The sequence below is a fragment of the Rhodococcus sp. (in: high G+C Gram-positive bacteria) genome (assembly GCF_049591685.1).
Lineage (GTDB): Bacteria > Actinomycetota > Actinomycetes > Mycobacteriales > Mycobacteriaceae > Rhodococcoides.
This window is the reverse complement of record NZ_JBAWFH010000522.1, coordinates 1-3,297: the sequence shown is the minus strand read 5'-3', so window position 1 is coordinate 3,297 and position 3,297 is coordinate 1. Positions and strand designations below refer to the sequence as shown.

At 67.0% G+C, this 3,297-nt stretch carries 3 protein-coding genes; 2 read left to right on the top strand and 1 reads right to left on the bottom strand.

Translation table 11 applies throughout. The features are described from left to right. A partial coding sequence (locus WBQ44_RS21305; RefSeq protein WP_495568658.1) for an IclR family transcriptional regulator occupies positions 1 to 575 on the bottom strand: 575 nt, incomplete at its 3' end. Positions 576 to 728: 153 nt separating this feature from the next. Between WBQ44_RS21305 and WBQ44_RS21300 the strand changes: the two genes are divergently transcribed. Next, positions 729 to 2,612: an FAD-binding monooxygenase gene (locus WBQ44_RS21300; protein ID WP_495568660.1), complete on the top strand. Its 1,884-nt coding sequence runs from the start codon at positions 729 to 731 to the stop codon at positions 2,610 to 2,612. A gap of 47 nt (positions 2,613 to 2,659) precedes the next feature. Next, on the top strand, positions 2,660 to 3,297 hold a 638-nt coding region (locus WBQ44_RS21295; RefSeq protein WP_495568659.1), incomplete at its 3' end, for a Rossmann-fold NAD(P)-binding domain-containing protein.

Below are 3,297 nucleotides of genomic sequence, written 5' to 3'. Positions count from 1 at the left end.
GCCACGGACTGCACGGTCGGGATGACCTCGTCGTGACTCGTGGCGAATCCGCGGTCGGCGGCCTGTTCGATCTCCGCTCGCGTCCGCGCCGGCACTTCGACGGGCCACTCCCGCGACGGTAGGGCGGAGAGGATTGCCTTGCTCGGTGCCCCGACGATGATGGAATGCCGGGCACCCGGTCGCTGCGCGACGGAGGCGATGGCATGTCGCGGCTCGACGCTCGCGAGGGTGATGCACTCGTCCCGGTCGAGGACCGCGAGAAAGCAGGTGATGCCGAGCTCGTTTGCGACGGCGGTGAGTTCCGGCAGCGCCTCGGTCTGGAGATCGTGTGAGACGGCTCCTGCCAGTGCCGCCATCCGGGCTCCGAGAGCGGCGCGTCCGGCCCCGTCGCGTACCGCGAGTCCGTGGTCTTCGAGCGTGCGCAGCAGTCGGTATGCGATCGAGCGGTGCACCCCGAGTCCGGTCGCGAGATCCTCGATCGCCAATGGATTGCGCGCGTCGGCGAGCATCTCCAGGATCCGGATACCCCGGCTCAGCGTCTGCGATGCGGGCGCTGATGTCGCCTCCGGGGTCATCGTGATCTCCTCTGTTCTTGCGGCGTCCCGGAACCGGCGGTACGCTCTGTTCAATAGTAGAACAGAGTGTTCGAATATAGAATAGTCCGTTTCGCCGGATTCATCCCGCCCTGAATGACCTCGACGCCGCAGTCCGAGGAAGGATCACTGACGATGCAGTTCCACCACCACGGTTATGTCTCCACCGACCCGAGGATCGTGCCCGCGTCGGGGGTCGGAGTCGATCGTCCCGACGACCTACCGGATGAGATCGATGTGCTGATCGTCGGGTCGGGCCCGGCCGGGATGCTGCTCGCCGCACAGCTGTCGCAGTATCCCGACGTCACAACCCGACTCGTCGAACGGCGCCCTGGCCGACTCGCGATCGGTCAGGCGGACGGGATCCAGGCCCGCAGCGTCGAGACATTCCAGGCCTTCGGCTTCGCCGGACGCATCACGGCGGAGGCCTATCAGATCAGCGAGATGAACTTCTGGGCCCCTGACCAGGCAGACAAGAGCCGAATCGTGCGCACCGCCCGCGCAAAGGACGACCCGCACGGCATCAGCGAGTTCCCGCACCTCATCGTGAACCAGGCGCGCGTGCTCGATTACTTCGCCGAGGTCGCGGCGATCTCGCCCGCTCGGATCGCGCCCGACTACGGCATCGAGTTCGTCGGCCTGACGGTCGGTGAAGGCGAGTACCCGGTCGAAGTGACGCTCCGGCACACCGATGGCCCCCCCGACGGCGAAGAGCGGACCGTTCGTGCGAAGTACGTGGTCGGCTGCGACGGCGCTCGCAGTCGCGTGCGCGAGGCCATCGGCCGCGAGCACCTCGGCGGGCAGTCCAAGCATGCGTGGGGCGTGATGGACGCGTTGGCGGTCACCGACTTCCCCGACATCCGCGTCAAGTGCGCCATCCAGTCCGAGGCCGGCAGCATCCTGCTCATTCCCCGTGAGGGCGGCTACCTCTTCCGGATGTACGTCGACCTGGGCGAGGTACCGGAGGGCGATAACGGCAAGGTACGCTCGACGCCCGTCGAGACGATCATCGCCAAGGCGAACGCCATCGTCGCACCCTACGCACTCGACGTGAAGAACGTCGCCTGGTGGTCGGTGTACGAGGTCGGCCACCGGGTCACTGACAAGTTCGATGACGTCGAGGTGGGAGGGGAGCGCGATCCGCACGTGTTCATCTGCGGCGATGCCTGCCACACCCACAGTGCGAAGGCCGGTCAGGGGATGAACGTGTCGATGCAGGACGGCTTCAACCTCGGATGGAAGCTCGGCTCCGTCCTCACCGGGCGCGCGCCGGCATCCCTGCTCTCGACGTACTCGGCCGAGCGGCAGGTCATCGCGCAGAACCTCATCGACTTCGACCGCGAGTGGTCGGGGCTGATGGCCCGCAAGCCAGAGGAGTTCGAGAGCCCCGAGGAGCTGGCCGAGTTCTACACGCGCACCGCCGAGTTCCCGGCCGGCTTCATGACCCAGTACGTCCCATCGATGATCGTCGGCGACTCCGACCACCAGTCGCTGGCGACCGGGTTCCCCGTCGGGAAGCGGTTCAAGTCCGAGCAGGTCGTGCGCATCGGGGATGCGGTGCCCGCCCACCTCGGCCATCACGCCAGGGCCGACGGGCGCTGGCGCATCTATGCTTTCGCCGATCGCGACGGTAGCGCGGTACGGGAATGGGCGAGCTGGCTGAGTGAGTCCGAGGATTCGCCGTTGCGCGCATACACGCCGACCGCGAGCGACCCCGACAGTGTCTTCGACGTGAAGGTGGTCTACCCACGGGCGCACAGCGAGATCGAGATCCCCGACATCCCCGCGGTCTTCCTGCCGCGGGTCGGACCGTTCGAGCTCGTCGACTACGAGAAGATCTATGCCGTCCACCCGGACGTCGACATCTTTGTATCCCGCGGAATCGACGCTGGCGGTGCGGTCGTGGTCGTGCGGCCCGACCAGTACGTCGCGCAGGTGCTGCCGTTCTCGGCGACGGGCGCGTTGACGGACTTCTTCGCCCAGCACATGATCCCCGTGACCGACAAGGTGATTGCGTGAGCAGCGACGACACTCGGATCGCGTTCCGCTTCCTCTCCGAGCCGGACATGATCGCCGCCGGCGTGACGGACATGCCCGCGTGCGTCGATGCGATGGAGGAGACGCTCCGCCTCGTCGACGCCGGCGATTACCGGATGGGCGGTCCGGACGGCAACTCCCACGGGTCGATGCTCACGTTCCCGACGGAGTCCGAGCATGAGGGCATGCCGCTCGACGGTCCGCATCGGCGCATGATGGCGATGCCCGCCTACCTCGGCGGATCGTTCCAGACTGCCGGTTGCAAGTGGTACGGCTCGAATCTCGCAAACCGTGAACGGGGTCTGCCGCGTTCGATCCTGATGTTCACGCTCAGCGACAAGGACACCGGCGCGCCGCTGGCGTACATGTCCGCAAACCTCCTCAGTGCATACCGGACCGGTGCCGTGCCCGGCGTCGGCGCCCGCTACCTCGCTCGCGAGGATGCGCGCAGCCTCGGAGTGGTGGCGCCGGGCGTCATGAACCGCACGACGCTCGAGGCCTTCGTCGCCGTCCGACCCGAACTCGACACCCTCAAGATCGCGGGCCGCAGCCAGGCCGGCATCGACGGCTTCGTGCAGTGGGTGCGCAAGGACTACCCGCAGTTCACCTCGATCACGGTCGTCTCCAGCGTGGAGGATGCGGTGCGCGACAGTGACCTGGTCACCGT

Coding starts and splice junctions, on each gene's coding strand:
- WBQ44_RS21300 (WP_495568660.1), top strand. CDS start 729: ATGCAGTTCCACCACCACGGTTATGTCTCCACCGACCCGAGGATCGTG.